The organism is Acidovorax sp. SRB_14, assembly GCF_012932145.1.
Lineage (GTDB): Bacteria > Pseudomonadota > Gammaproteobacteria > Burkholderiales > Burkholderiaceae_C > Simplicispira.
Genome location: NZ_MWOK01000004.1, coordinates 203,032 through 222,666 on the forward strand (window position 1 = coordinate 203,032; position 19,635 = coordinate 222,666).

The 19,635-nt window shown below is 63.1% G+C and carries 15 protein-coding genes, 2 tRNA genes and 3 rRNA genes (1 of these 20 only partly in view); 2 read left to right on the forward strand and 18 right to left on the reverse strand.

What is annotated here, in order from left to right:
- Both B2J86_RS05140 and B2J86_RS05145 read left to right on the forward strand, forming a co-directional pair.
- Positions 1 to 1,332: an acyl-CoA thioester hydrolase/BAAT C-terminal domain-containing protein gene (locus B2J86_RS05140; protein ID WP_169169858.1), complete on the forward strand. Its 1,332-nt coding sequence runs from the start codon at positions 1 to 3 to the stop codon at positions 1,330 to 1,332.
- A gap of 29 nt (positions 1,333 to 1,361) precedes the next feature.
- Complete coding sequence (locus tag B2J86_RS05145; protein WP_169169859.1) at positions 1,362 to 2,540, forward strand: CMD domain protein; 1,179 nt, start codon at positions 1,362 to 1,364, stop codon at positions 2,538 to 2,540.
- 193 nt (positions 2,541 to 2,733) lie between these two features.
- On the opposite strand, the gene B2J86_RS05150 is transcribed toward B2J86_RS05145, so the two are convergent.
- The 18 genes from B2J86_RS05150 to B2J86_RS05235 form a co-directional block, all read right to left on the reverse strand.
- Positions 2,734 to 3,957 (reverse strand): FtsX-like permease family protein, encoded by a 1,224-nt coding sequence (locus B2J86_RS05150; protein WP_216842299.1) that lies wholly within the window; start codon positions 3,955 to 3,957, stop codon positions 2,734 to 2,736.
- Positions 3,957 to 4,679, reverse strand: coding sequence for an ABC transporter ATP-binding protein (locus tag B2J86_RS05155; RefSeq protein ID WP_169169861.1), 723 nt, complete (start codon positions 4,677 to 4,679; stop codon positions 3,957 to 3,959). Before B2J86_RS05155 ends, B2J86_RS05150 begins: the two co-directional genes overlap by 1 nt.
- Positions 4,676 to 5,128, reverse strand: coding sequence for a hypothetical protein (locus tag B2J86_RS05160; protein WP_173024875.1), 453 nt, complete (start codon positions 5,126 to 5,128; stop codon positions 4,676 to 4,678). The genes B2J86_RS05155 and B2J86_RS05160 overlap by 4 nt, the downstream gene beginning before the upstream one ends.
- A 3-nt stretch (positions 5,129 to 5,131) precedes the next feature.
- A complete protein-coding gene (locus B2J86_RS05165; RefSeq protein WP_206041743.1) occupies positions 5,132 to 6,433 on the reverse strand; it encodes a M20/M25/M40 family metallo-hydrolase in 1,302 nt (433 codons plus the stop codon).
- 378 nt (positions 6,434 to 6,811) lie between these two features.
- On the reverse strand, positions 6,812 to 7,942 hold the full coding sequence (locus B2J86_RS05170; RefSeq protein ID WP_173024876.1) for an acyl-CoA dehydrogenase family protein: 1,131 nt from the start codon (positions 7,940 to 7,942) through the stop codon (positions 6,812 to 6,814).
- Between the two features lie 55 nt (positions 7,943 to 7,997).
- On the reverse strand, positions 7,998 to 8,669 hold the full coding sequence (locus B2J86_RS05175; protein ID WP_173024877.1) for an SDR family oxidoreductase: 672 nt from the start codon (positions 8,667 to 8,669) through the stop codon (positions 7,998 to 8,000).
- Between the two features lie 67 nt (positions 8,670 to 8,736).
- A complete protein-coding gene (locus B2J86_RS05180; protein WP_173024878.1) occupies positions 8,737 to 9,369 on the reverse strand; it encodes a pyridoxamine 5'-phosphate oxidase family protein in 633 nt (210 codons plus the stop codon).
- A gap of 19 nt (positions 9,370 to 9,388) precedes the next feature.
- Positions 9,389 to 10,582: an acetyl-CoA C-acyltransferase gene (locus B2J86_RS05185; RefSeq protein WP_169634271.1), complete on the reverse strand. Its 1,194-nt coding sequence runs from the start codon at positions 10,580 to 10,582 to the stop codon at positions 9,389 to 9,391.
- Positions 10,583 to 10,617: 35 nt separating this feature from the next.
- Complete coding sequence (gene aceK / locus B2J86_RS05190; RefSeq protein ID WP_173024879.1) at positions 10,618 to 12,423, reverse strand: bifunctional isocitrate dehydrogenase kinase/phosphatase; 1,806 nt, start codon at positions 12,421 to 12,423, stop codon at positions 10,618 to 10,620.
- A gap of 71 nt (positions 12,424 to 12,494) precedes the next feature.
- Positions 12,495 to 13,154, reverse strand: a complete 660-nt coding sequence (gene can / locus B2J86_RS05195) for a carbonate dehydratase (RefSeq protein ID WP_169169868.1) — start codon at positions 13,152 to 13,154, stop codon at positions 12,495 to 12,497.
- 36 nt (positions 13,155 to 13,190) lie between these two features.
- The gene (locus B2J86_RS05200) at positions 13,191 to 14,381 is read right to left on the reverse strand and encodes an isovaleryl-CoA dehydrogenase (protein WP_169169869.1); all 1,191 of its coding nucleotides are present in this window, start codon (positions 14,379 to 14,381) and stop codon (positions 13,191 to 13,193) included.
- Between the two features lie 35 nt (positions 14,382 to 14,416).
- A complete protein-coding gene (locus B2J86_RS05205; RefSeq protein ID WP_169169870.1) occupies positions 14,417 to 14,872 on the reverse strand; it encodes a PaaI family thioesterase in 456 nt (151 codons plus the stop codon).
- Between the two features lie 39 nt (positions 14,873 to 14,911).
- Entirely contained in the window at positions 14,912 to 15,313 is a 402-nt protein-coding gene (locus B2J86_RS05210) for a MerR family DNA-binding transcriptional regulator (RefSeq protein WP_173024880.1), read from the reverse strand.
- Between the two features lie 210 nt (positions 15,314 to 15,523).
- Positions 15,524 to 15,636: ribosomal RNA gene (gene rrf, locus B2J86_RS05215) — 5S ribosomal RNA — on the reverse strand.
- 123 nt (positions 15,637 to 15,759) lie between these two features.
- Positions 15,760 to 18,639: ribosomal RNA gene (locus B2J86_RS05220) — 23S ribosomal RNA — on the reverse strand.
- A 360-nt stretch (positions 18,640 to 18,999) separates the two neighbouring features.
- Positions 19,000 to 19,075 (reverse strand) — tRNA-Ala (locus B2J86_RS05225).
- Positions 19,076 to 19,114: 39 nt separating this feature from the next.
- Positions 19,115 to 19,191: transfer RNA gene (locus B2J86_RS05230), tRNA-Ile, on the reverse strand.
- A gap of 107 nt (positions 19,192 to 19,298) precedes the next feature.
- Positions 19,299 to 19,635 (reverse strand): 16S ribosomal RNA (locus tag B2J86_RS05235); it runs 1,198 nt beyond the window's last position.
- Together the 16S, 23S and 5S rRNA genes with 2 tRNA genes alongside form the textbook arrangement of a ribosomal RNA operon.

Genomic DNA, 19,635 nt, shown 5'->3' on the forward strand with positions numbered 1-19,635 from the left:
ATGCCGTCCGCCACCCTGACCGTCACCCCCGAAGACGCGCTGATCGACGTGCCGCGCTGCATCGCGGTGCAGGGCCTCGCGCCCGGCGAGGAAGTCACGCTGGCCACGCGCACGCTGCGCGGTCCGGGCGTGGTGTGGTGCTCCCACGCCACGTTCCGCGCCAACGCCGACGGCGTGGTGGACCTGCAGCGCGACGCCCCGCTGGCCGGCAGCTACGGCGGCGTGTCGGCCATGGGGCTGGTGTGGTCGCAGGCGCCCGATCAGGCTGGCGCGCCGCGCGAGGTGTTTGCCGCCGAGCCCGCCGCCGCGCTCACCACCGGCGTGACCGCGCAGCGCCACGGCGCGCCCGTGCTGCAGGCGCGCCTGGTGCAGCGCCTGCAGGGCGCCGGCGTGACCCGGCGCGAGGTGCGCGACGACGGCCTGGTCGGCACGCTGTTCACGCCCGCCGGGTCGGGCCCGCACCCGGCCGTGCTGGTGCTCAACGGCTCGGGCGGCGGCATCAACGAGCCGCGCGCCGCGCTCTACGCCTCGCACGGCTACGCTGCGCTGGCGCTGGGGTACTTCAAGGCGCCGGGGCTGTCCGACTACATCTCGGACACGCCGCTCGAAATCTTCGAGACAGCGCTGCACTGGCTGCACCGCGAAGTGCGGCCTCTGAACGGCTTCGTCGCGCTCAGCGGCCAGTCGCGCGGCGGCGAGCTGGTGCTGCTGCTCGCCTCGCTGCTCCCGCAACTGGTCTCGGCCGTCATCGGCTATGTGCCCGGCGCCGTGGTGCACAGCGCGCAGAACGCCTGCAACCCGGCCAACGGCCCCGACAGCCGCAACGGCCCGGCCTGGCTCTGGCGCGGCCAACCCCTGCCCCACCTGTGGCAAGACAACCGCACCGCCAGCTGGGCACCGTGGGACGAAGGCCCCGAGCCGCGCCGCCACGCCCACGCGCTGCTGACCGCCCTGCAAGACCCCGAGGCCGTGGAGCGTGCGCGCATCCGCGTCGAGAACATCCGCGGCCCGGTGCTGCTGCTGACCGCGAGCGACGACGGCTCCTGGCCGTCGAGCCTGTACGGCCGCATGGTCGCCGAGCGGCTGGCGCAGGTCCAGCACCCCTACCCGGTCGAGCAGCTCGACTTCGAAGGCGGCGGGCACGCCATCGTCTTTCCCTATGTGCCGACCACGCAGCTGGTCTATGCCCACCCGGTGTCGGGGCGGCTCAGCACCACGGGCGGAACGCCGGCCGTCAACGCCCATGCCGACGAGGCCTCGTGGGCTAGCGTGCTCCATTTTTTAGAGCACGCTGTGCAGACCCAGTCTGCGCTAGAGCCCCAAAGCACCTGATATTTCAATCCCACTTCGGAGCCCCTGTCATGACCCCATCCCCCGCCGCCACCGACGTGGTCGATGCCCTGGTGCCGCTGCCGGACGGCAGCCCCGTGCATGCCGTGCGCCACCAGCGCGCGAAGGTTGTCGCCGCCACCCAGGGCAGCTACGACAGCATTTTCGACCCGGCGCTGAGCGGTGCCCCGTCGCTGGCCGAACGCCTGCTGGCCGCGCACCATATCGCCCGCCTGGCGGGCAGCACGGTGCTGGCAGCCCACTACCGCGAGCGCCTGCAGGCCCTGCCGCTCACGCCGGCGCAGCAGGCCGCGCTCGGTGGCCAGCCCGCTGCCGGCGACGCGCGCCTGCAAGCGATCCTGGCCTTCGCGCGCACGCTGACCGAGCGCCCCGTCGAAGGCGACCAGGCCGCGCTGCACAAGCTGCCGGCCGCGGGCCTGGCCACGCCCGAGGTGGTGGCGCTGGCGCAGCTGATCGCCTTCGTCGCCTACCAGCTGCGCGTGGTCGCCGGCCTGCAGGCGCTGGTCGAACTGGGCGATGACCTGCACAGCACGCCGGCCGCTGCCCCCGCGGAGGAAGCGCCGTTCGTGCACCCCGCCCACCTGCCCCAACCCGGCGAACCCGTGCGCGTGAACGGCTACACCAGCGAAACCCTGGACTGGTCCGCCTGGCTGCCGGTGCTGGACCTCGACCAGGCCACGCCCGCGCAGCTGGCCGTGCTGGCCAGCAGCCACCCCAAGGCCAAGGACAGCGACTACTACCGCGTGCTGGCGCACCAGCCGCGCATCCTCGAAGAGCGCTCCATCGTCTTCAACGCCATCATGTACGCCCCCGGCGGCCTCTCGCGCGCCGAGCGCGAACTGGCCAGCGCCGTGGTCTCGCGCGTGAACGGCTGCGTCTACTGCGCCTCGGTGCACGCCCAGCGCTTCGAGCAGCTCACCAAGCGCAACGAAGTGATCTGCCAGCTGTTCGCCGAGCCGCAGGGTGCCGGCACCAATGCGCGCGAGCGCGCCATCGTGCAGCTGTCGATCGACCTGACGGCAAACCCGGCCGGCTTTGGCGCCGCCCAGCTGCAGGCCGTGCGCGCCGCCGGGCTCACGAACCTCGAAGTGCTCGACCTGGTGCACGCCGTGGCGATCTTCGCCTGGGCGAACCGGTTGATGCTGAACCTGGGCGAGGCGGTGTTTCCGGCACCCGCTCCAGCGCACTAGAGCGCGCCATCACGGACCGCTGCATGCCCTTCGGGGACGCAGCGAGCCTGTCGAACCTTGCTGGGAACCATCCCGCCCCCCAGGTGGCAAAGATTGCTCGAGCGCCCGTTGGCCGCCTGGTGGAAGCACCTGCTAGGTCACCGGCGCCCGACCTGTTCCGCCCCATCGCCGATGGAATTCAGCGGACCCTGGATCAGTATTCCTTCATCGCCGCCGATAAAGACACACGCTGCATGTGCCACGCCGGCAACGACGCCAGCACCAGGCCCACCGCCAGGATCGCCAGCGCCATCAGCCACTCGGTCCCGCCCAGGGTGGGCCGCAACGCCACGCCGGTCAGGTGGGCGAGCCAGGTGCTGATGCCAAACGACAGCGCGTAGCCGCCCGCCAGCCCCAGTACCACACCGAGCCCGACCAGCAGGGCCGTAAAGCCCCAGGCCATCGCAAACACATAACGCCGCGGTGCCCCCAACGCGCGCAAAGTGACAAACTGCGGCATCAGCAGGCGGAACAAAATGAACACGCTGGCGATGATGGACAACAGCACCAAGGCCTGCGTCACCAGGGCCAGCAAGCTCATCAACTGGCGCATGTCGCCCAGGATGGAATAGAGCTGCACCAGGGCTTCGGCCGGAAAGAAAGCCATGGACTCCTTGTCGGTATACGCGCGCCGCAATTTGTAGGCGTTGGCCACGTTCCCCGTGTGCACCACGGCCGCAGGAATACCGGGCGTGTGGGCCGCGTCAAAGGGCACGCCGAGTTGGGTGGACTCCGGCGCGTGGCCGATCGGCAAGTTGTGCAGTGACCAGACCAGTTCGACCGGCACCGCCACGGCCTTGTCCCAGGGCGAGCCCGTTGGCTTCATGCGCCCGACCACGGTCACCGTGGCATCGTGCGCATTGAGGTGCTCGTCGCCACCGTGTTCTTCTCCGCCGTGGTGCACCCCATGCACCGGCTCGAAGGTGTCGCCCACCTGGAGTGCCGACGCAGCGCCCACCACGGCCTCATGGCGCGTCGCAAAAAGCCGCCCCTCTGCAAGCCCGCCCGACAAATGTTCGACCAGGGCCGCGACCACGCCCACCACCGGTGCACCACGGTGGCTGTCGCCAAAAGCCAATGGCGACACAAAGCCGGCCCGGCTGTCGTTGAGCAAGGCCACTGTCAGAGGCGCGCTGAGCAACTGGCCAGAGCCGGGCCGCAGAAACACCCCGGTCATCAAGGCGTCGGTACGGCTGCCGGGCGGCGCCACAATCATGTCGAAGCGGTCCGCCGCCCGGGCGCTGCCGCTGCGCAGGGCCCGCTCTTGCGAGACGATGGCCACCGACAGGGTGACGCCCGCCGCAACCAGCAACACAAAAGCCAGGGCGCTGAAACGGTAACGCGTGAGGGCGGCGCGAATGCCGGGCAGGGGATTCATCATGCAACCATGGAGGCCGTGTCGGCGGGCTGGGGAAGAAGCACTTGTCCCGCAGTCATGCGCAGCACCTGGTCGGCCAGCGCCGACAGCTTGTGATCGTGGGTGACCGCCACCACGGTTTTGCCGGCCCGCGCCATGGCGTGGAGTTCATCGGCAATCCGTTGCCCATTGCCGGGGTCGAGGCTGGCCGTAGGTTCGTCGGCCAGAATGATCGGTGGGTCCAGCAACAGGGCCCGCGCCAAGGCGACCCGCTGCTGCTCGCCGCGTGAGAGCCGCGCCACCGGCCCGGCCCGCAAGGGAACCTCAAACCGTGCAAGCAAGGCCCGTGCGCGCTCGCGCAAAACCTCGGGCAAGCGCGCGCGCTGAAACTGCGCCGGCAGCAAGGTGTTGCTCAAGGCATCGAGCTCATCGATCAGGCGAAAGTCCTGGAAGACCATGCCGCAGTGCGCCAGGCGCCACGCATCGCGCTGCCTTTCGCCCAGCTGGCTGACCACGGTTGCGCCAAAGCGAACCTCGCCCTGATGGGGCACCACGATACCGGCCAGCGCATGCAGCAGGGTGCTTTTGCCAGAGCCCGAAGGGCCAACAATGGCAGTGAGATGGCCGGATAAAAATTGGGCGCTGACCTTGTGCAGCGCCTGGATGCTGGCACCGCTGGCGTCGAAAAAGACAGCGCCAACCGAGCGCGCCTCCAGCCCGCCGTGCAAACGGTCCGGACTCATAAGCGCTGGAAGCTGGCATCGACCAGCCGGACCCGGCTGACAAAACCAGTCGCGGCATCTGTCTGCGGCCCGATCTCCAAGCGGCCCAGAACCTGGATCAGGTCGCCGGGCTTGACCGCTTCCTGGCGTTTTTTCATGCGCACAAAAATAATGGTGTTGATCCACTCGTCCTCGGACGCACAAAACGGGCAGGTTTCCACCGGTGTGTTCGACAACACGAAAAAATCCGACTCGACTTTCAGGTGCGGCGCCATGAAACCCTGGATGCTGACGGTCTTGCCGTTGAGCTGCTTGGCGGTATCCGAAAACCCCAAATCGTCCTGGTACAACTCAAACATCCGAATCCGCGGCGGCGCAGCCCACACGGCAGGCGCCGCGGAGCACAGAGCAAGAGAAACCGCGAACTCGCGGCGATACATGAACCGGTCCCCCTGCACTCTGTGGCCCATCGTTTACTCCATACCTGTGGTTGCCAGCACAATGCTCAGGCTGGTTGCCATGGCCTTGACCATGGGTTCTTTTTCGACGTCGATCCACTCGTCGAGCGAATGCGCACGACCGCCCTTGTCCGGTGCCGCGCGGCCGATGGTGATCGCAGGGATGCCCAGGCTCATGGGCAGGTTCGAATCGGTCGAACTCCACCGGTAATCGACCTTGTAGCCGCCGGCCTCGATCGCCGCCTTGGCGGTCTGCACCAGATCGGATTTTGCATCGGTGTTTCCGGCCGGGCGGTCGCCGATCAGCTTGGCCTCGGCCTTGATCTTGCCTTCCTTGGTAGAGCGTGCAAAGTTCTCGCCATCGGCGGCATCCTGCACCAGTTTGAGCAGACGGTCTTCGACACGCTTGAGTTCGGTGACCGACTCCGAACGCATGTCCACGTCCATCCAGCCACTCAGCGGAATCGAGTTCACCGAGGTGCCACCACCGATCACGCCAATGCTGTAGGTGGTCTTGGGCGTGGCCGGAACCTGGATGCGTGAAAACTCATTGGCCGCCTGGCCCAGCGCGAACATGGGGTTCACCAGACCAAACGCGCCGAAGCTGTGGCCCCCAGGACCGCTGAAGGTCACGCGGTAACGCTTGGAGCCCACTCCGCCATTGGTGATCTGGCTGACGCTTCCAGACTCCAGAGAAAAGAAGCTCTTGATCTTGTCCTTGTATTCACCCTTGGTGAACAGGTGGCGCACACCACGCAGATCGCCCGGCCCTTCTTCACCGACCGTGCCGACAAACAGGATGTCATCGCGCGTTTTGATGTTGCCAGCCTCCATGGCCCGCACAAAACCCAGCAACACGGCCAGGCTCATGGTGTCATCACCTATACCGGGAGCGTACAGCTTCGTACCCTGGCGCTTGACTTGCACATCGGTACCGGCAGGGAACACCGTGTCCAAGTGCGCCGACACCACGACCACCTTGCCGTCGCTGCGTGTGCCCTTGCGCAGCCCGGTCACATTGCCTTCTTCATCGATCTTCACATCGGGCAGGCCGGCCGCCTTGAGCATCTTGGCAAACTCCTTGGCGCGGGCTTCTTCCTTGAACGGCGGCGCAGGAATTTCGGTGAACTTGACGCCGTCTTCCACTATGCGACCATGCTCCTTGTCGATTGTGGCCGCAGCCGTTTTGAATGCCGGGCTGGCCAGAATGCGCTCAATGTCGGCCGCATGGCTGGAGGTCTGCGCCATGGTGGAAGAACCGGCAAAGGCTGCGCCCAGGGCGAGCGCCAGCGATGAAAAACGTGCTGCGATATGCATAAATTGAAACATCTCCAGATGAATAGTTGTTATCCGCGCCATGGATGGTCAATCTCGGTCCGGTGCGAAGGCCGGTGACCGTGCACACATGCAATGCGTGCCCATAGCGCCCCAGGATGCTATAGCAATCCTCGTGGATGCTCCCGCACATCGAACAGATCGCGAAGCGCATTCTTCGCCTGAACAGGGCGGAAGATGGCCTCCGAGACCGGAATAAGAAATGGGCGGAAGACCCGCCGCCATCACGGCGCCAGTGGCGCTTGAAGTCGTGTGTGGTGATAAACGCAGGCCGAGTTGGCGCCAAAATACGGCCTGCGCCCCAAGCAGATCAAGGAGGGGCGCAAACCGTTGCCGGATCGCACGGCCAGCGTGTCAAGTTCACGCGAGCGCACGCTGGATGAGGATTTTCTGCACGTCGCTCGTGCCCTCGTAGATCTGGCACACGCGCACGTCGCGGTAGATGCGCTCGACCGGGAAGTCGCTCACCACGCCGTAGCCGCCGAGGGTCTGGATGGCGGCGCTGCAGACCTTTTCCGCCATCTCGCTGGCGAACAGCTTGGCCATGGCGGCTTCCTTCAGACAGGGCCGGCCGGCGTCGCGCAGCGCGGCGGCGTGCCAGATGAGCTGGCGTGCGGCCTCGATCTGCGTGGCGCAGTCGGCCAGGCGAAAGCCCACGGCCTGGTGCTGGAAGATGGGCTGGCCAAAGCTCTCGCGCTCTTTCGAATACGCCAGCGCCGCCTCGAAGGCGCTGCGCGCCATGCCCACGCTTTGCGCGGCGATGCCGATGCGCCCGCCTTCCAAAGCACCGAGCGCGATCTTGTAGCCCTCGCCCTCGGCGCCGATCAGGTTCTCGGCCGGGATGCGGCAGTGGTCGAAGTTGATCTGCGCGGTGTCGCTGCTGTGCTGGCCCAGCTTGTCTTCGAGGCGCGCCACGGCGTAACCCGGCGCGTTCGTCGGCACCAGGAAGGCGCTCATACCCTTTTTGCCCGCGCCCTTGTCGGTCACCGCGATGACGATGGCGACCTGGCCGTTCTGGCCGCTGGTGATGAACTGCTTGACGCCATGGATCACATAGCCATCGCCCTGCTTCACGGCAGTCGTCCGGAGTGCCGAAGCGTCGGAGCCCACATGGGGCTCGGTCAGGCAGAACGCGCCGAGCATCTGGCCCTGCGCCAGCGGCGTGAGCCAGTCGCGCTTTTGCTGGGCGTTGCCATAGCGCATCAGGATGGCGTTGACGGGGCAGTTGGTCACCGAGATGGCAGTGCTGGTGCCGCCGTCGCCGGCCGCGATCTCTTCGAGCACCAGCGCGAGCGACAGGTAGTCGAGCTGGGCACCACCGAACTCCTCGGGCACGCAGATGCCATAGGCGCCCAGCGCCGCCAGGCCTTGGTGGGCCTCCTTGGGGAAGTGGTGTTCCTTGTCCCAGCGCGCGGCATGCGGCCACAGCTCTTGCTGCGCAAAGTCGCGCACGGCGTCGCGGATCATTTCCTGGTCTGGGGTCAGCAGCATCGTGGTCTCCGGGTGTTTTTGTCTTGTGGGGCGGAAGGTGCCAGGCCGGCGCGCCTCACCACGAGGCGCAGGGCGTGCCGTCGCGCTGCAGGAACTGGCCCTTGTGCGCCGGCGTGAGCCGCGCGAGCGTGGCGCGCATGGCGGCCACGCTCTCGGGCGCCGTGAGCGGGGCCTGTTCGCCGCCCATGTCGGTCTGCACCCAGCCGGGGTGCAGCGCCACCAGCGTGGCCTGCGGGTAGTCGTGCTGGGCGCTGGCCACCGCCATGTTGAGCGCCGCCTTGCTGACGCGGTAGAGCCAGGTGTGGCTGCTCTCGACGCCGCCGATGCGGCCCAGCTCGCTGCTGATGAAGGCAAACCTCCCTTGCGCCGCCTCGACCAGCGGCGCGACCTGCGGGATGGCCTGCATGGCGCCCAGCACGTTGGTGTGCATGACGCGGTCGAACTGCTCGCGCGTGGGCGGAGACAGCGCATTGCCGCGCTCCATCACGCCCGCCACATAGACCGCGGTGTCGATTTTTTCGCCGTCCAGCATCCAGGCCAGGCCGCTGACGCTGGCGGGATCGGCCACGTCCACGGTCAGCACGTTCTCCACGCCCAGCGCCTGCAGGCGCCCGCGCCCGGCGGCGTCGCGCGCACTGGCCAGCACGCGGTCGCCCGCCGCCACATACTGGCGCGCGAACTCCAGACCGAGTCCGCGCGAGGCGCCAATGATCAGGACGTTTGACATGAAATAGGCCTCCAGCCCTTGTACAGCATGTGCAAGCAGCTATGAAATTGAAAGCAATCGATCTGCGTCAGCCCGCCAATGGCGCCAGCTCGTCGGCAATCTGCCGAGCGTAACGCTGCACCATGGCATCTTGCGACTCCTGCACCGGGCCGGCCTGGATCTGGTCGTGGACCATTTCATTCATGGTCGGCAAGGCGCTGCGCTCAACCTGCGCACCGACCTGCCACAGGCGCGAGCGCATCAGCGCCTTGGCGCAGTGCAGGTAGGCCTCGGCCACCTGCACCTCGATCACCAGCTTGGGGCGCTGGCGCTCGGCACTGAAACGCCCGGTGAATTCGGGCTCGTCGCGCAGCCGCGCCGTGCCATTGATGCGCAGGCTTTCGTCCACGCCTGGCACCAGGAACAACAGGCCGATGCGCGGGTCCTGGAGCAGGTTGCCCAGCGTGTCGAGCCGGTTGTTGCCGCCCGCATCGGGCAGCAACACGGTGTGCGCGTCGGCCACGTGCACAAAGCCCGGCGGCCCACCGCGCGGCGACGCGTCCATGAACGTGCCCGCAGTGCCGCCTGTGGACAGCACACAGAAAGGCGAGAGCGCAATGAAGCGCTGGCAGTGCACGTCGAGCTGTGCCTGCTGCTTGCGCAGCGCGCGCTCGCCGGGTGCGGCATACAGCGCGCGCAGTTGTTCGGCCGTCGAGATCATGGCGCGGCGTGCACGCCGCTCAGACCAGCTCGACCGCCATGGCCGTGGCTTCGCCGCCGCCGATGCACAGCGTCGCCAGACCCTTTTGGAGGCCCCGGGCCTGCAAGGCATGCAGCAGCGTGACCAGGATGCGCGCGCCGCTGGCACCGATGGGGTGGCCCAATGCGCAGGCGCCGCCGTGGACGTTGACCTTGTCGTGCGGCAGGTTCAGCTCGTGCATCAGCGCCATCGGCACGACGGCAAAAGCCTCGTTGATCTCCCACAGGTCCACATCGCCCACGGCCCAGCCGGCCTTGGCCAGCGCCTTCTGCGTGGCGCCGAGCGGCGCCGTGGCGAACCATTCGGGCTCGTGGGCGTGCGTGGCGTGGCTGGCGATGCGCGCCAGTGGCTTGCAGCCGAGCTGTTGCGCGGTGGACGCGCGCATCAGCACCAGCGCGGCGGCGCCGTCGTTGATGCTGGAGCTCGATGCGGCGGTGATGGTGCCGTCCTTCTTGAACGCGGGCTTGAGCGTGGGGATCTTGTCGAGGCGGGCCTTGCCCGGTCCTTCGTCGATGGACACCACGGTCTCGCCGGCGCGCGTCTTGACCGTGACGGGCGTAATCTCGGCCGCGAAAGCGCCCGAGGTGGTGGCCGCCTGGGCGCGCTGCACGCTGGCGGTGGCGAATGCGTCCTGCTGCGCGCGCGTGAAGCCGTATTTGGCGGCGCAGTCCTCGCCGAACGTGCCCATGGAGCGTCCGGGCTCGTAGGCGTCTTCGAGGCCGTCGAGCATCATGTGGTCGAAGATGCGGTCGTGGCCCAAGCGGTAGCCGCCGCGGCCTTTCTGCAGCAGGTAGGGGGCGTTGGTCATGCTCTCCATGCCGCCCGCGACCACCACGTCGTGCGTGCCGGCCAGCAGCATGTCGTGCGCCAGCATGGCAGCCTTCATGCCCGAGCCGCACATCTTGGACAGCGTCACGGCGCCCGTTTCCTTGGGCAGTCCGCCCTTGAACGCCGCCTGGCGCGCGGGCGCCTGGCCCTGTCCGGCCATCAGGCAGTTGCCGAACAGCACCTCGCCCACGGCGGACGGCGCAATGCCGGCGCGCTCGACGGCGGCGGCGATCGCTGCGCCGCCGAGGTCGTGCGCGGCCAGGCCGGCAAAGTCACCCTGGAAGGCGCCCATGGGCGTGCGCGCGGCGCCGACGATGACGATGGGATCTGCGAGGGGTGCGGTCATGAAAGTCTCCTGTGCAATGGGAAAAAAGAACGGTTTCAGGCCTTGGCGTGCGCAAAACGGCGCTGCGTGTCGTAGGGAAAGACGTCGTACACATGGCCCGCCAGGATGCGCTCCTTGTGCGACTGCCAGAATTCTGCGCCCAGCAGGTCGGCATGGTGCGCCATGAACACGGCGCGCACGGCGTCGTTGCCGAGCAGGAAGGGGGCGAAGGTTTCGGGGAACACGTCGCGCGGGCCGACCGTGTACCAGACCTCGCCGCTCATCTCTTCCTCCTCGTTGCGCGGCGCGGGCACGCGGCGGAACTGGCAGTCGGTCAGGTACTCGATCTCGTCGTAGTCGTAGAACACCACCTTGCCGTTGCGCGTGACGCCGAAGTTCTTCCACAGCATGTCGCCGGGGAAGATGTTGGCCGCCACGAGGTCCTTGATCGCGTTGCCGTAGTCGATCACGCTGCGCTCCATCTGCTGGCGCGCGCGCGCATCGTTCGGGCCGGCATCGAACGACTCCTGCAGGTACATGTTGAGCGGGACCATGCGCCGCTCGATGTAGAGGTGCGAGATGATGACTTCCTGCCGGCCGTCACCGTCGCGGTCGCTGATCTCGAGCTGGCTGGGCGCGAACTGCTGGATCTCGGCGATCAGCGCGTCTTCGAAGCGGTCGCGCGGAAAGGCCACCAGGCTGTATTCGAGCGTATCGGCCATGCGGCCCACGCGGTCGTGTTGCTTGACCAGCAGGTACTTGGCCTTGATCTGCTCGCGCGTCGTGTCTTTCTGCGGGGGGTAATAGTCCTTGATGAGCTTGAACACATAGGGAAAGCTCGGCAGGTCGAACACCAGCATGACCATGCCCTTGATGCCGGGCGCGATGCGGAACTTGTCGCTCGAATGCTTGAGGTGGTAGAGGAAGTCGCGGTAGAACAGCGTCTTGCCCTGCTTGGCCAGGCCGAGCGCGTTGTACAGTTCGGCGCGCGGCTTGCGCGGCATGAGGCTGCGCAGGAACTGCACGTAGGCACTCGGGATTTCCATGTCCACCATGAAATAGGCCCGCGCGAAGGAAAACAGCATCTGCAGGTCGTCCTCGCCGAACAGCGCGGCGTCGATGGTGAGCAGGCCGGCGTCGTTGTGCAGGATGGGCAACGCAAACGGCACCTCGTGGAAACCGTTGATGACCTTGCCGACAAGGTAGGCGCCCTTGTTGCGGTAGAACAGGCTCGACAGCACCTGGATCTGGAAGTTGGCGCGCAGCTTGCTGTGTTGCAGGTGTCCGCGCAGCGCGCTCAGCACCTGTTCGATGTCGCCTTGCAGGTCGGCAAACGGGCGCTGAACGCGGAAGTTCTCGACAATGAGCGTGAGCGTCTCGCGCAGGTTCTCGCGCGATGGCGATGGGTAGTAAGCCCAGTAGGTCGGGCGCTGCTCGCGCGCGTCGTTGTCGATGTACTCGGTGCTGATGGCCGGGCGCACGAAGATGAAGTCGTTGTGAAAGTGCGTGCGGTGCAGGATCTTGGTCGTCACCGAGTTGAAAAAGGTCTCGGCCAACTCGGGCTGGCGGTGATCGACCAGCAGGCCGATGTAGTGCAGCTTGATCTGGTGCCACACGTCCATGGGCACGCTGCCGGCCTGGAATTCCTTCTCCAGCCGGCGCACACATTCCTTGACGCGCAGGTCATAGAACTCGATGCGCTCGCGCTGCGCGCGCTGCTGACCGTGCCAGTCGGCCGTCTCGAATCGGTGCTTGGCGCGCGCCGATTCGGTGCGGAACAGCCGGTAATGGCGGTTAAAACCGTCCATCATTGCCTTGGCGATGTCGTAGGCTTGCGGCGAGTCGAGGCGTTGGGGGAACATGGTCGGCACTCTCCGGTTCATCCGACGGGTGGCAGGCCGCTCAGGCCCGCGCCGCACACACGTGCGCGGCCTTAACGGCGTGCGGCGGCCACACCGGCCACCGCGGCGGCATAGCGCGACTCCAGCCCGTCGTTGCCATCGACGGAAATGTGCAGGTTGTTGATGAGCCCATCCTTGAGGCCATAGCACCATCCATGCAAGGTGATTTTTTCACCCCGCGCCCAGGCATCCTGCAGCACCGTGGTGTGTGCGATGTTGAGGACCTGCTCGATGGCGTTGAGCTCGCAGAGCACGTCGTGGCGCCACTCGGGCGCGACCGCGTCGATCAGTTCGAGGTGTTTGTCGCGCACATCCTTGACGTGGCGGATCCAGTTGTCGGCCAGGCCCACACGGCGGTCCTCCAGTGCGGCCAGCACGCCGCCGCAACCGTAGTGGCCCACGACCATCAGGTGTTGGACGTGCAGCTGGTCCACAGCGTACTGGATGGTGGAGAGGCAGTTGAGATCGGTCGGCACCACCACATTGGCGACATTGCGGTGCACAAAAATCTCACCGGGTTCCAGGCCCGTGATCTGGTTGGCCGGCACGCGGCTGTCGGAGCAGCCGATCCACATGTAGCGCGGCTTTTGCTGGGCCATCAGCCCGGTGAAGAAGCCCGGACGGTCTTTCTCCATTTGCGCCGCCCAGGCGCGGTTGTGCACAAACAATTCTTCGATGGAGGTGGTCGGCATCGGGATGCTTTCTTCAATGGAACGGGTCAGGGGGGCTCAACAGGTCTCGGCAAACAGCTCGCGACCGATCAGCATGCGGCGGATTTCGCTGGTGCCGGCGCCGATTTCGTAGAGCTTGGCGTCGCGCCACAGGCGCCCCAGCGGGTATTCGTTGATGTAGCCATTGCCGCCAAAGATCTGCACGCCCTCGCCAGCCATCCAGGTGGCCTTCTCTGCGGTCCACAGAATCACGCTGGCGCAGTCCTTGCGCACCTGGCGCACGTGGTCGCTGCCCACCATGTCGAGGTTCTTGGCGACGGTGTAGGCAAACGAGCGGCCGGCCTGCAGCACGGTGTACATGTCGGCGACCTTGCCCTGGATCAGCTGGAATTCGCCGATGCTCTGACCAAACTGTTTGCGGTCGTGGATGTAGGGAACCACGTTGTCCATCACGCTCTGCATGATGCCCAACGGTCCACCGGTGAGCACGGCGCGCTCGTAGTCGAGCCCGCTCATCAGCACCTTGGCGCCCATGTTCACGCCGCCGAGCACATGGTCCGCCGGCACTTCGACGTTCTGGAACACCAGCTCGCCCGTGTGGCTGCCGCGCATGCCCAGCTTGTCGAGCTTCTGCGCCACGCTGAAGCCCGGCATGCCTTTTTCAATCAAAAAGGCCGTGATGCCACGGGCGCCCAATTCGGGCTCGGTTTTCGCATAGACCACCAGCGTGTCAGCGTCGGGGCCGTTGGTGATCCACATCTTGCTGCCGTTGAGCAGGTAGTAGCCCCCCTTGTCCTCGGCCTTGAGCTTCATGCTGATGACGTCGGAACCGGCACCGGGCTCGCTCATGGCCAAGGCGCCCACATGTTCGCCGCTGATGAGCTTGGGCAGGTATTTCCGCTTTTGCGTCTCGCTGCCGTTGCGGTTGATCTGGTTGACGCACAGGTTGCTGTGCGCACCGTAGCTCAAGCCCACCGAAGCGCTGGCGCGCGAGATCTCTTCCATGGCCACCATGTGGGCCAAGTAGCCCATGGACGCCCCGCCATACGGCTCGGGCACGGTGATGCCCAGCACGCCCAGGTCACCCATCTTGCGCCACAGGTCCATGGGAAACTGGTCACTGTGGTCGACTTCCGCAGCACGCGGAGCGATCTCGGCCTGCGCAAAATCGCGCACGGCGTCGCGCAACGCGTCGATGTCGTCGCCCAGTTGGAAATTCAGGCCGGGAAGATTGGCGGGCATGCTCATGAACGTCTCCTGAAGGGTAAGGAAGAAAGGCAAAGTCAGTCCCGCACGCCTTCGCGACCAGCCACGGCCATGAGTGTGCACGCCATGGTGGCCACCAGTTTCTCTGCTCCGGTGCTGAGTGCGTAGGCCCTGCCCTCGCACACGGTGATGGTGCGTCCCGGTCTGAGCACGCGCCCTTCCATGCGAAAGCGCTCGCCCTGTGCAGGGGCCAGCAGGTTGATCTTGAATTCGATGGTCAGCACCTCGGCTTCGGGCGCCATCAGGGTGAAGGCGGCATAACCACACGCCGAATCGAGCGCGGCAGACAGCATGCCGGCATGCAGGAAGCCGTGCTGCTGCGTCAGTGTCGGGCTCCAGTCGAGCGCGATGTCGACGGCACCGGGCGCGACATGGTCCAAGCGCGCACCCAGTGTCTGCATGGCACCTTGGCAAGAAAAACTCTCGTGCACGCGCTGAGCGTAATGGCTGTTGCGGGGCTCGAACGGGGACATGGGCGTCGATATGGAATAGATATGACGTTTACGTAAACGTCAATTATCATCCATTTTTTCAGTCTTGAGCAACAAGGCGCGCGCTTCCTTTTCATGCTCGCGGACCTCGTCCAGATTTGCCTCCAAATCCGCCATCTGCTCCTCCAGCTGGCGCCGGTGGTCGGCCAGCACGAGCAGGAATTTGCGCAACTGCACCCCGGTGTCGCGCGGGCTGTCGTACAGGTCAATGATTTCCTTGGCCTCGGTGAGTGAGAGACCGAGGCGCTTGGCTCGCAAGGTCAGCTTGAGGCGCGTGCGGTCGCGGGCGCTGTAGAGTCGATTGCGCCCCCCAGGCCCCGTGCGCTCGGGCAGCAGCAATCCCATGTCCTCGTAAAACCGCATGGCGCGGGTGGTGAGGTCGAACTCTTTGGCAAGGTCGCTGATGGTGTAGGTGTGTGCCATGGTGGAGGGTGCAGCCAGGGTCGGCTCGCACAGATGACAGACGGCATGCCTGTCCGTTTTTGCCATGCGATGACAACAAATGACGTTAACGTTCACGTCAATCTTAACCTGCCATGCGCCGACCATCCATCCGAGCTTTCTGCGATCTTTCGCGCCCCAAAGCAGAAACGCCCCCCTCATTGCTGAGGGGGGCGCGACTGGGCTGTAAGAGCCTGACGATGACCTACTTTCACACGGGAACCCGCACTATCATCGGCGCGAAGTCGTTTCACTGTCCTGTTCGGGATGGGAAGGAGTGGGACCGACTTGCTATGGTCATCAGGCATAACTGGGTGCCTGGCTGATCTTTGGATCAACCGGGCGAATTCATAGAGTTTGGAATCAGCTTGTTTTATTTGACTGCGTCAACTTGGCATAACGACCTTGATCGATTTGATCAAAGTTATAGGGTCAAGCCGCACGAGCAATTAGTACTGGTTAGCTTAATGCATTGCTGCACTTCCACACCCAGCCTATCAACGTCCTGGTCTTGAACGACTCTTTAGGGGGGTCAAGCCCCCGGCAGATCTCATCTTGAAACGAGTTTCCCGCTTAGATGCTTTCAGCGGTTATCTCTTCCACACTTAGCTACTCGGCAATGCCACTGGCGTGACAACCGATACACCAGAGGTGTGTCCACTCCGGTCCTCTCGTACTAGGAGCAGGCTTCCTCAAATCTGCAGCGCCCACGGAAGATAGGGACCAAACTGTCTCACGACGTTTTAAACCCAGCTCACGTACCTCTTTAAATGGCGAACAGCCATACCCTTGGGACCGGCTACAGCCCCAGGATGAGATGAGCCGACATCGAGGTGCCAAACACCGCCGTCGATATGAACTCTTGGGCGGTATCAGCCTGTTATCCCCAGAGTACCTTTTATCCGTTGAGCGATGGCCCTTCCATACAGAACCACCGGATCACTATGTCCTGCTTTCGCATCTGCTCGACTTGTCAGTCTCGCAGTTAAGCACGCTTATGCCATTGCACTATCGTCACGATGTCCGACCGTAACTAGCGTACCTTCGAACTCCTCCGTTACGCTTTGGGAGGAGACCGCCCCAGTCAAACTGCCTACCATGCACTGTCCCCGATCCCGATAAGGGACCTGGGTTAGAACCTCAAACACACCAGGGTGGTATTTCAACGTTGGCTCCATGTGATCTAGCGACCACACTTCAAAGCCTCCCACCTATCCTACACAGATCTGTTCAAAGTCCAATACAAAGCTACAGTAAAGGTTCATGGGGTCTTTCCGTCTTTCCGCGGGGAGATTGCATCATCACAAACATTTCAACTTCGCTGAGTCTCTGGAGGAGACAGTGTGGCCATCGTTACGCCATTCGTGCAGGTCGGAACTTACCCGACAAGGAATTTCGCTACCTTAGGACCGTTATAGTTACGGCCGCCGTTTACTGGGACTTCAATCAAGAGCTTGCACCCCATCATTTAATCTTCCAGCACCGGGCAGGCGTCACACCCTATACGTCCACTTTCGTGTTTGCAGAGTGCTGTGTTTTTATTAAACAGTCGCAGCCACCGATTTTTTGCAACCCCTTTGGGCTCCCTTTGTTCAAGTTCACCTACTTGGGGCATACCTTCTCCCGAAGTTACGGTATCAATTTGCCGAGTTCCTTCTCCAGAGTTCTCTCAAGCGCCTTAGAATACTCATCTCGCGCACCAGTGTCGGTTTGCGGTACGGTCGTCAATAGCTGAAGCTTAGTGGCTTTTCCTGGAAGCAGGGTATCACTCACTTCGTCTGCAAGCAGACTCGTTATCACCCCTCATCTTAGCCCGGCGGATTTGCCTACCGGGCACGACTACAGGCTTGAACCAACATATCCAACAGTTGGCTGAGCTAACCTTCTCCGTCCCCACATCGCACTATTGATCGGTACAGGAATATTGACCTGTTTCCCATCAGCTACGCATCTCTGCCTCGCCTTAGGGGCCGACTCACTCTACGCCGATGAACGTTGCGTAGAAAACCTTGCGCTTACGGCGAGGGGGCTTTTCACCCCCTTTAACGCTACTCATGTCAGCATTCGCACTTCTGATACCTCCAGCATCCATTACCAGACACCTTCACAGGCCTACAGAACGCTCTCCTACCACGTGCAATAAATTGCACATCCGCAGCTTCGGTAACTGGCTTAGCCCCGTTACATCTTCCGCGCAGGACGACTCGATCAGTGAGCTATTACGCTTTCTTTAAATGATGGCTGCTTCTAAGCCAACATCCTGACTGTTTTAGCCTTCCCACTTCGTTTCCCACTTAGCCAATTTTAGGGACCTTAGCTGGCGGTCTGGGTTGTTTCCCTCTTGAGTCCGGACGTTAGCACCCGGTGCTCTGTCTCCCAAGCTGTACTCGTCGGTATTCGGAGTTTGCATAGGTTTGGTAAGTCGCCATGACCCCCTAGCCTAAACAGTGCTCTACCCCCGACGGTAATACTTGAGGCACTACCTAAATAGTTTTCGGAGAGAACCAGCTATTTCCAAGTTTGTTTAGCCTTTCGCCCCTATCCACAGCTCATCCCCTAGTTTTGCAACACTAGTGGGTTCGGACCTCCAGTACCTGTTACGGCACCTTCATCCTGGCCATGGATAGATCACTTGGTTTCGGGTCTACACCCAGCGACTATGTTCGCCCTATTCGGACTCGATTTCTCTACGGCTTCCCTATTCGGTTAACCTTGCCACTGAATGTAAGTCGCTGACCCATTATACAAAAGGTACGCAGTCACCCCTTGCGAGGCTCCTACTTTTTGTAAGCATGCGGTTTCAGGATCTATTTCACTCCCCTCCCGGGGTTCTTTTCGCCTTTCCCTCACGGTACTGGTTCACTATCGGTCGATGATGAGTATTTAGCCTTGGAGGATGGTCCCCCCATATTCAGACAGGATTTCTCGTGTCCCGCCCTACTTGTCTGCAGCCTAGTACCACATGTCGGTTTTCGCATACAGGGCTATCACCTGCTATGGCCGGGCTTTCCATCCCATTTTGCTAACCGTCGTGCTATCACTGCAAGGCTTGTCCGATTTCGCTCGCCACTACTTTCGGAATCTCGGTTGATGTCTTTTCCTCGAGCTACTGAGATGTTTCAGTTCACCCGGTTCGCCTCGCAACCCTATGTATTCAGGTTGCGATACCCCGAAGGGTGGGTTTCCCCATTCAGAAATCTCCGGATCAAAGCTTATTTGCCAGCTCCCCGAAGCTTATCGCAGGCTATCACGTCTTTCGTCGCCTATCATCGCCAAGGCATCCACCACATGCTCTTAGTCACTTGACCCTATAACTTTGACGTCTCTTAACGAAACATCTCCATTTTCTTTCAAGGACTTGCCAGGTCTTTCACCCGGCGCGTTATGCCGTAATCAACTACGGCTCTTTCGAGCCTTCATCGTATTACTTTTGAATTTCAAAGCTAGTTTGAATATTCGTTTTGACGCAATCAAAAATTCTTGTTGCTGATGGCACGGTCTGCACTAAACCTTTACGAATGTGCAGTTTCCATCAGCAACGCTGATTCGACTCTATGAATTTTTAAAGAACAGCCGATTGATCGATTGATATCGATCAACATCAAAGCAGCCTTTTGCAAAGCTGCTTTGGTGTTGATTCACCGCCCTTGCGGGCGCATCGTGTTGGTTGGTGGAGGATGACGGGATCGAACCGACGACCCCCTGCTTGCAAAGCAGGTGCTCTCCCAGCTGAGCTAATCCCCCAGGAATCGCATTGTCGTGTCGCCCCTGGACTGCAGCACTTGGTGGGTCTGGGTGGTCTCGAACCACCGACCCCCGCCTTATCAAGACGGTGCTCTAACCAACTGAGCTACAGACCCAAGCCGGCCACTGCCGTCGACAGGCACTTATCGCACCCGCCGCTTTGCAGCGACTTCTTCCAACAACCGATAAGTGTGGGCGTTCAAATTGAATTGCAGTTTTCCAGAAAGGAGGTGATCCAGCCGCACCTTCCGATACGGCTACCTTGTTACGACTTCACCCCAGTCACGAACCCTGCCGTGGTAATCGCCCTCCTTGCGGTTAGGCTAACTACTTCTGGCAGAACCCGCTCCCATGGTGTGACGGGCGGTGTGTACAAGACCCGGGAACGTATTCACCGTGACATTCTGATCCACGATTACTAGCGATTCCGACTTCACGCAGTCGAGTTGCAGACTGCGATCCGGACTACGACTGGCTTTATGGGATTAGCTCCCCCTCGCGGGTTGGCAACCCTTTGTACCAGCCATTGTATGACGTGTGTAGCCCCACCTATAAGGGCC

What these genes read in the sequence shown, in the direction of transcription:
- B2J86_RS05140 (WP_169169858.1), top strand. Translation starts at nt 1, where the DNA reads ATGCCGTCCGCCACCCTGACCGTCACCCCCGAAGACGCGCTGATCGAC.
- B2J86_RS05160 (WP_173024875.1), bottom strand. Translation starts at nt 5,128, where the DNA reads ATGGGCCACAGAGTGCAGGGGGACCGGTTCATGTATCGCCGCGAGTTC.
- B2J86_RS05180 (WP_173024878.1), bottom strand. Translation starts at nt 9,369, where the DNA reads ATGATCTCGACGGCCGAACAACTGCGCGCGCTGTATGCCGCACCCGGC.
- aceK (WP_173024879.1), bottom strand. Translation starts at nt 12,423, where the DNA reads ATGTTCCCCCAACGCCTCGACTCGCCGCAAGCCTACGACATCGCCAAG.
- B2J86_RS05165 (WP_206041743.1), bottom strand. Translation starts at nt 6,433, where the DNA reads ATGCATATCGCAGCACGTTTTTCATCGCTGGCGCTCGCCCTGGGCGCA.
- B2J86_RS05155 (WP_169169861.1), bottom strand. Translation starts at nt 4,679, where the DNA reads ATGAGTCCGGACCGTTTGCACGGCGGGCTGGAGGCGCGCTCGGTTGGC.
- B2J86_RS05185 (WP_169634271.1), bottom strand. Translation starts at nt 10,582, where the DNA reads ATGACCGCACCCCTCGCAGATCCCATCGTCATCGTCGGCGCCGCGCGC.
- B2J86_RS05145 (WP_169169859.1), top strand. Translation starts at nt 1,362, where the DNA reads ATGACCCCATCCCCCGCCGCCACCGACGTGGTCGATGCCCTGGTGCCG.
- can (WP_169169868.1), bottom strand. Translation starts at nt 13,154, where the DNA reads ATGCCGACCACCTCCATCGAAGAATTGTTTGTGCACAACCGCGCCTGG.
- B2J86_RS05175 (WP_173024877.1), bottom strand. Translation starts at nt 8,669, where the DNA reads ATGTCAAACGTCCTGATCATTGGCGCCTCGCGCGGACTCGGTCTGGAG.
- B2J86_RS05170 (WP_173024876.1), bottom strand. Translation starts at nt 7,942, where the DNA reads ATGCTGCTGACCCCAGACCAGGAAATGATCCGCGACGCCGTGCGCGAC.
- B2J86_RS05210 (WP_173024880.1), bottom strand. Translation starts at nt 15,313, where the DNA reads ATGGCACACACCTACACCATCAGCGACCTTGCCAAAGAGTTCGACCTC.
- B2J86_RS05150 (WP_216842299.1), bottom strand. Translation starts at nt 3,957, where the DNA reads ATGAATCCCCTGCCCGGCATTCGCGCCGCCCTCACGCGTTACCGTTTC.
- B2J86_RS05205 (WP_169169870.1), bottom strand. Translation starts at nt 14,872, where the DNA reads ATGTCCCCGTTCGAGCCCCGCAACAGCCATTACGCTCAGCGCGTGCAC.
- B2J86_RS05200 (WP_169169869.1), bottom strand. Translation starts at nt 14,381, where the DNA reads ATGAGCATGCCCGCCAATCTTCCCGGCCTGAATTTCCAACTGGGCGAC.